Below are 6778 nucleotides of genomic sequence, written 5' to 3'. Positions count from 1 at the left end.
GAGCACCCCCGGCGGGCCGGACTCGTTGCGTTTCGGGGGCGCGCCGCAGGGCAGGGCCGGGAGCGCGTTTCGGGGTGCGACCCGGGCGCGCGACTCAGGCCGGGTCGGCGGTGCGCCCGAGCGCGTCCGGCCGGCTCTCCTCGATCCGCCGCAGCATCCGCGCCAGCATCGCGGACAGCACGGCCCGCTCCTCGCCCGTGACGTCCTGGAGCAGCTCCTCCTCGAACACCGCCGCCATCCGCATCGACTCCAGCCACTTGTCGCGGCCGTTGTCGGTGAGCTCGATGATCACCCGGACCCGGTTGGTCTCGTCGCGCTCCCGGGTGACCAGGTCCTCGGCCACCATCCGGTCGATCCGGTGCGTCATCGCGGCCGGGGTGAGCCCGAGCCGCTTGGCCAGCTCGCCCGGTCCGAGCTGGTACGGGCTGCCGGAGACCACCAGTGCCTTGAGCACCTCCCACTCGGCGGCCGTGATTCCCAGCACAGTCAGCTGCCGGTCGTAGGCCACGCCCATCCGTCGGGCGACCCGGGACAGGGTCTGCACGATGGTCTCCACCTGGGGGTCCACGGTGGGGAATTCCCGCTGGTAGACGGCCACCTGCTCGGCGATGCCGAGCTCCCTGGCGGTGGCCGGCGCGGGCTTGTCCGTAGTCATGCGGACCAGTGTCGCACGGAGGCGTGAATCCCTTAAGCCTTTGACTCAACACTCTTCCGGTGCTAAGACTTTATCTCGTCAAACTTTAGCTCTGAAATCTTCTGGACCTTAAGAGTATCCAGTTGAATCCAGGAAGGGATGTGCACGGTGACCGGCACGGTGAAGCAGCAGAGGCAGCAGCGACGCGGGGCGGGCGGCCCGCTGCGCCGCGTCCAGATCGGCAACGCGCTCAGCGCGTTCGGCAGCGGCTTCACGATGCCGTACATGTTCGTGTACGTGGACCAGGTGCGCGGGCTGGGTTCGCTGGCGGCCGGGATGGTGTTCACCGTCTTCGCGCTGGCGGCGCTCGCCGTCCTCCCGTTCACCGGCCGCGGCATCGACAGGTACGGGCCCCGCCCGGTCCTGCTGGCCGGCACGGCGCTCGCCGCCACCGGCGCGTTCGCCTTCGGCCACGCCACCGGCACCCCGGCCCTGCTGGTCTCCTCCTTCCTGTTCGGCGCGGGTGTCACCACCTGCCAGCCGGCGCTCGCCACGATGATCGTCCGCTGCTCGACGGCCGCGACCCGCTCGCACGCCTTCGCGCTCCAGTTCACCCTGGTCAACCTGGGCATGGGCATCGGCGCCCTGGTCGGCGGCCAGATCGTGAACGTCGCCGACCCGGCCAGCCTCACCCGGCTGTTCACCATCGAGGCGGCGACCTTCCTCGGCCTGGCCCTGGTCACCGGCACCGCCCGGATGCCGGCCAACCCGCTGATCCCCCTCCAGGAGAAGAGCGACGGCCCGACCGGCCTGCGCGCGCTGGTCGCCGACAAGGCGATGCTGCGGCTCTGCGCGCTCGCCGGGCTGATCTTCTTCACCTGCTACGGCCAGTTCGAGTCCGGCGTCGCGGCCTTCGCCACCGACACCGTCGGCACGCCGCCCTCCACCCTGGGCTTCGCGATCGGCGCCAACGCGCTGACCATCGTCGTCCTGCAGATGTTCATGGTGCGGATCACCGCGCGCCGCCGCCGCACCACCGCGATGGCCGCGGCCGGCGTGGTCTGGCTCGGCGCCTGGGCGATGGCCCTGGTGGCCGGCCTGATCCGGACCGAGACCATGGCCGCCACGGTCGCGATCGTCTCGATCTACGCCCTGTTCGGCGTCGGCGAGTCGCTGCTCGCGCCCACCATGGGCCCGATCGTCGCCGACCTCGCCCCGGCCCGGCTGCTCGGCACCTACAACTCCGGGTACGCCCTGGTGAAGCAGATCGCCATCGCGGTCGGCCCGGCCGTCGGCGTGCTGCTGGTCGGCTCCGGCACCTGGCCGCTCTACCTCGCGGCCATGGCGGGCTCCACGCTGCTGGTCGTCGTCCTGGCGCTGCGGCTGCGCCCGTACCTCACGCCGGAGCAGGACAACGCGGCCCCGGCCGTGGTCCGCACCACGGTCGTCCGGGAGCTGCAGACGGCGGCGTGACCGCCGACGGGGGGCTGCGGACGGCGGCGTGACCGCCGACGGGGAGTTGCGGACGGCGGCGTGACCGCCGATCGAACAGGCGTGCCGACGGGCGCCGACCGGGTCACCTGGTCGGCGCCCGTCGCGCTTGGCTTCGCGACCACCGCCACATAGTGTCAGTGGCTGTTGGCCGCCCGGCCCGGTCGGTACAGGAGACCCGGCCGGCACAGGAGACAGGCGAATCGGCGAGGCAATGACGCAAGCGGCGCTCACGCACCCCCCGGCGGTCCAGGCCTCGGCCCCCGCCGCCCCGGCACCGGTCCGGGGCCGGCTGCTCCGCCTGTCGGCCGACTGGTCCGGCTGGCTCGGGCCGATCGGCGTCGCGCTCTTCGCCGGCCTGCTGCGGTTCTGGAACCTCGGCTACCCCAACGCCTTCGTCTTCGACGAGACGTACTACCCCAAGGACGCCTGGTCGCTGCTGCGGCAGGGCTACGAGGGCAGCTGGCCGGACCACGCCAACACCGACGTCCTGGCCGTCCCGCAGCACATCCCGCTCACCTCCGCGCCCGAGTTCATCGCCCACCCGCCGCTCGGCAAATGGGTGATGGCGATCGGCGAACAGATGTTCGGCATGCACCCCTTCGGCTGGCGGTTCATGACCGCCCTGCTCGGCACCGTCACCGTGCTGATGCTCGCCCGGATCGGCCGCCGGCTCTTCGGCTCCACCCTGATCGGCTGCACCGCGGCCCTGTTGATGGCCGTCGACGGCCTCCAACTGGTGATGAGCCGGGTCGGGCTGCTCGACGGCATCCAGATGTTCTTCGTGCTCGCCGCCTTCGGCAGCCTCCTGATCGACCGCGACCACGTCCGCGCCCGGCTGGCCGGCGTCACCGACGGTGACCGCGCCCGGCTCGGCCTGCGCCCCTGGCGGATCGCCGCCGGGGTGCTCCTCGGCGCCGCCTGCGCCGTCAAGTGGAACGGCGCGATGATCCTCGCCGCCTTCGGCCTGCTGACCGTCCTGTGGGACCAGTCCGGCCGTCGCGGGGCCGGCGCCCGCCGCCCCTGGCGCTCGATGCTGCGCCGCGACGCCGTCCCCGCCTTCCTCGCCATGGTCGGCTCCGCCCTGGTGGTGTACGTCGGCGCCTGGGCCGGCTGGCTCGCCAGCGGCGGCAACGGCGAGGGCGGGTACGACCGGCACTGGGCCGACGGCCGCCCCGGCCTGTCACCGGACACCTTCCTCGGCGTCCCGCTGCCGCAGGTGTCGATGAGCTGGGTGCCCGCGTCGCTGCGCAGCCTGTGGCACTACCACTCGCAGATGTACGACTTCAATACCGGGCTGAGCACCCCGCACACCTACCAGTCCAACCCCTTCAGCTGGCTGGTCGTCGGCCGCCCCGTCTCCATGTACTGGGAGCAGGTCCCGAACGGGCAGCACGGCTGCACCGCCACCGGCGGCTGCGCGTCCCAGATCCTCGGCCTCGGCACCCCGCTGCTCTGGTGGACGGCCTGCTTCGCCCTGGTCTACCTGCTGTGGCGCTGGTTCTTCCGCCGGGACTGGCGCTCGGGCGCCGTGCTGTGCGCCGTCGCCGGGATCTACCTGCCCTGGTTCCAGTACCAGGAGCGGACCGTCTTCTCCTTCTACATGGTCGTCCTGGTGCCGTTCCTGTGCCTGGCCGTCGCGCAGATGCTCGGGGCGATCCTCGGCCCGGCCGGGTGCAGCCCCGAACGCCGCCGGATCGGCGCGGCCGGCGCCGGGCTGATCGTGCTCGCCATCGTCGCCTGCTTCGCCTTCTTCTACCCGCTGTACACGGCGGAGGTGATCCCGATGACGTCCTGGCAGGACCGGATGTGGTTCACCAGCTGGATCTGACACCGGTGCCCCTGTCCGCCGCGGGCGGTCAGCTGCTGCCCGTCACCCCGATGCTCGGGGTGGTCACCGCCGTCCTGCTGCTGGCCGCCGTCGCGGTGGCCGGCCGGGGCCTGCTCGGCCACGGGCACGCGGTGCTGCGGGCCGGACTGCGCGCGGTGGTGCAACTGGCCGCCGTCGCCGCGGTGATCAGCTGGGTGGTCGGCTCGCTCTGGTGGTCGGCGCTGTTCGTGCTGCTGATGTTCAGCGTCGCGGTGCGCACCGCCGGGCGGCGGATGACCCCCGGCCCCGACTGGGTCTGGGCGGCCGCGCCGATCGGCGCCGGCGTGCTGCCGGTGCTCGCCCTGCTGCTGGCCGTCGGACTGCTGCCGGCCAAGGGCCTGTCCGTCATCCCCGTCGCCGGCATCCTGATCGGCGGCGCGCTCACCGCCACCTCGCTGGCCGGGCGGCGCGCCCTCGACGAACTGCGGCAGCGCCGCGGCGAGGTGGAGGCGGCCCTGGCGCTCGGCTTCGAGGACCGCGACGCCCGGCTGGAGATCTGCCGCACCGCCGCCGCGACCTCGCTGGTGCCCGCTCTCGACCAGACCCGGACGGTCGGCCTGGTCACCCTCCCCGGCGCCTTCGTCGGCATGCTGCTCGGCGGCGCCTCGCCCGTCCAGGCGGGGGCGGTGCAGCTGTTCGTGCTGGTCGGGCTGCTGGCGGTGGAGTCGGTGGCGATCGTGGTGGTGCTGGAGCTGGTCGGCCGGGGGCTGGTGAGCGCGGGCTGGTGAGCGCGCGGGCTGGTGAGCGCTGGGGGGCCGGGGCGGGGGCGGGTACCGGGCCGCCTTGGGTACTGGACGCGGTCGGGTACCCTTGAGCACGTTGAAGGGGAGTAGCCCTCCACCGGACCGTCGACATACTGGCCCTCACGGGCCCGGCGCCCGGGGCACCCGATCCTCCGGGGTCGGTGCCGGCGAGACCTTCGGCCGCAGTGCTGTGACCATGACCAGTGCTGTCGGGCCGAAGCGTCCCCTGACGGACCTGCGGAGGCCGGGCAGCCCGACCGAGGGACCCTTTCTGATGAGTTTGACCGTGGCCGCGCTGACGTTCGGCATCATCTTCCTGGCCGAACTGCCGGACAAGACCGCGCTGGCCAGCCTCGTACTCGGCACCAAGTACCGTGCCAGCTACGTCTTCGCGGGTGTCGCCGCGGCGATGGGCGTTCAGGTCGTCCTCGCCCTCGCCGCCGGGCACCTGCTCTCGCTGCTGCCGCACCGCTGGGTCGAGGGCGTCACCGGCGTGCTGTTCCTGGCCGGTGCGGCCATGCTGCTCTTCCACGGAGGGGGCGACGACGAGGAGGGGCACGCCGCCAAGGAGCCGTCCTCGAACAGCTTCTGGAAGGTGGCCGGGGCCAGCTTCTTGGTCGTCGCGGTCGCCGAGTTCGGCGACCTGACCCAGATCATGACCGCCAACCTGGCCGCCAAGTACGCCGATCCGCTGGCCGTCGGCCTCGGCGCGTGGCTGGCGCTGTGCGCGGTCGGCGGGCTCGCCATCGTGGGCGGGCAGAAGCTGCTCAAGTACGTGCCGATGAAGCTGATCATCCGGGTCGCGGCGGCGATCATGGTGGTGCTGGCGGGCATCAGCATCTTCGGGGCGATCACCGGCTGACCCCTTGTCCGCGGGGCTCAGCAGCCCGGGTCGGCCTCCAGGGCGGCCCGGGTCTTCGGGCCGTAGACGAAGGTCTCGCCCTTGATCCGGTTGCTGGTCTGGTAGTCGCCGAGCACCGACCGGGTCCAGAAGTCGAAGGTCCCGGTGATCATCGACTTGTCGACGTATCCGCACTCGGCCGCCCACAGCCGCTGCTGCATGTCCTTGACGTCGGCGCCGGTCATCCCCATCTGGAGCACCCGGGTGGTCGGGGTCGGCGTCGGAGTGGGGGTCGGGGTGGGCGTGGGCGTCGCGGTGGTGGGGGTGGGCGTGGGCGTCGCGGGCGCGGTCGGGGCGGAAGCGGGGGCCGGGGGAGCGGCGACCGGGGCCTGGGTGGTCGGCGTCGGCGCCGGGGTGGCCGTCTTCGTCGGGCTCGGCTTGCGGGTGGGGGGCGACGTCGGGCTCGGCGCCTCGCTGGTCGGCGTCGGCGGCGTGGCCGGGTCCGTCGGTGCCGGGGCGGTCGGCTCCACCGGCGCGGGCGCCAGGGTGGTGGGCAGCGGCTGCGCCTGCCGGGTCGTCGGCGCGGGCGAGGGCGTCACCGCGTATGCGATGCCGATGGTGAGCGCGACCAGGCCGGCGCCCACCCCGGCCAGCAGCAGCTTGTGCCGGGCCAGCGGGTTCTGCGCGGCCTGCTCGGCGGCTCGGCGCGCGGCCCGGCCGCCGACGGGCTCCGGCTCGGGCCCGGGCGTCGCGTGGTCGAAGGGGAAGACCCCGAGGTCGCCGCCGGACGCGGCCTGCGGGGCTGTCGCCGCCGCGTAGGCGCCCGGCCCGGAGGCGGGCACCGGCGGCAGCACGGTGGTGGCGTAGGCGTCGGCGTCCGGCCCCAGCGGGGGAACCACGGGCGGGGCGGGGTGGACGGGGGTCGGTTGTCCCGGGGCGACCGGCGGCAGGACGGCGGTCGCGAACGGGTCGACGGCGGGGACGTCCGCCACGGGCTCCTCGGCGACCTGGCCGACCGCCTGCGGCACGTACGGGCGGACCAGTGGCGGGCCTTCGAGGTGCGGGAGGACGGCCGTCTCGGTGAGGCTCGGGTCCGGGACGCAGCCGCACCCGGTGGAGCGTGCGGTGCCGCACGTCGGGCAGTGCTGGTCCGGCATCGGCCGGTCCTCCTCGGTTCTCGGGCGGTCTGCGTGCCCCGG

Annotated in this window: 6 protein-coding genes; 4 read left to right on the top strand and 2 right to left on the bottom strand. The window is 73.5% G+C overall.

Annotation, left to right across the window (positions count from 1 at the left end; genetic code table 11):
- Positions 1–94: 94 nt before the first annotated feature.
- Positions 95–655, bottom strand: a complete 561-nt coding sequence (locus ACFV61_RS09960; RefSeq protein WP_380491006.1) for a MarR family winged helix-turn-helix transcriptional regulator — start codon at positions 653–655, stop codon at positions 95–97.
- Between the two features lie 147 nt (positions 656–802).
- Here ACFV61_RS09960 and ACFV61_RS09955 point away from each other — a divergent pair, with 147 nt between their 5' ends.
- The 4 genes from ACFV61_RS09955 to ACFV61_RS09940 all read left to right on the top strand — a co-directional run bounded on the left by ACFV61_RS09955 (position 803) and on the right by ACFV61_RS09940 (position 5600).
- Positions 803–2107 (top strand): MFS transporter, encoded by a 1305-nt coding sequence (locus ACFV61_RS09955; RefSeq protein ID WP_244293344.1) that lies wholly within the window; start codon positions 803–805, stop codon positions 2105–2107.
- Positions 2108–2339: 232 nt separating this feature from the next.
- Positions 2340–3956: a dolichyl-phosphate-mannose--protein mannosyltransferase gene (locus ACFV61_RS09950; RefSeq protein WP_380423691.1), complete on the top strand. Its 1617-nt coding sequence runs from the start codon at positions 2340–2342 to the stop codon at positions 3954–3956.
- A 50-nt stretch (positions 3957–4006) separates the two neighbouring features.
- Positions 4007–4723, top strand: a complete 717-nt coding sequence (locus ACFV61_RS09945; RefSeq protein WP_380423732.1) for an ABC transporter permease — start codon at positions 4007–4009, stop codon at positions 4721–4723.
- A 286-nt stretch (positions 4724–5009) separates the two neighbouring features.
- A complete protein-coding gene (locus tag ACFV61_RS09940; protein WP_063351072.1) occupies positions 5010–5600 on the top strand; it encodes a TMEM165/GDT1 family protein in 591 nt (196 codons plus the stop codon).
- Between the two features lie 17 nt (positions 5601–5617).
- Here ACFV61_RS09940 and ACFV61_RS09935 read toward each other — a convergent pair whose 3' ends face one another.
- The gene (locus ACFV61_RS09935; RefSeq protein ID WP_380491004.1) at positions 5618–6736 is read right to left on the bottom strand and encodes a peptidoglycan-binding protein; all 1119 of its coding nucleotides are present in this window, start codon (positions 6734–6736) and stop codon (positions 5618–5620) included.
- Positions 6737–6778: the final 42 nt, after the last annotated feature.

Source organism: Kitasatospora sp. NPDC059817 (assembly GCF_042731835.1).
Lineage (GTDB): Bacteria > Actinomycetota > Actinomycetes > Streptomycetales > Streptomycetaceae > Kitasatospora.
This window is presented reverse-complemented; position numbering and strand designations above follow the sequence as displayed.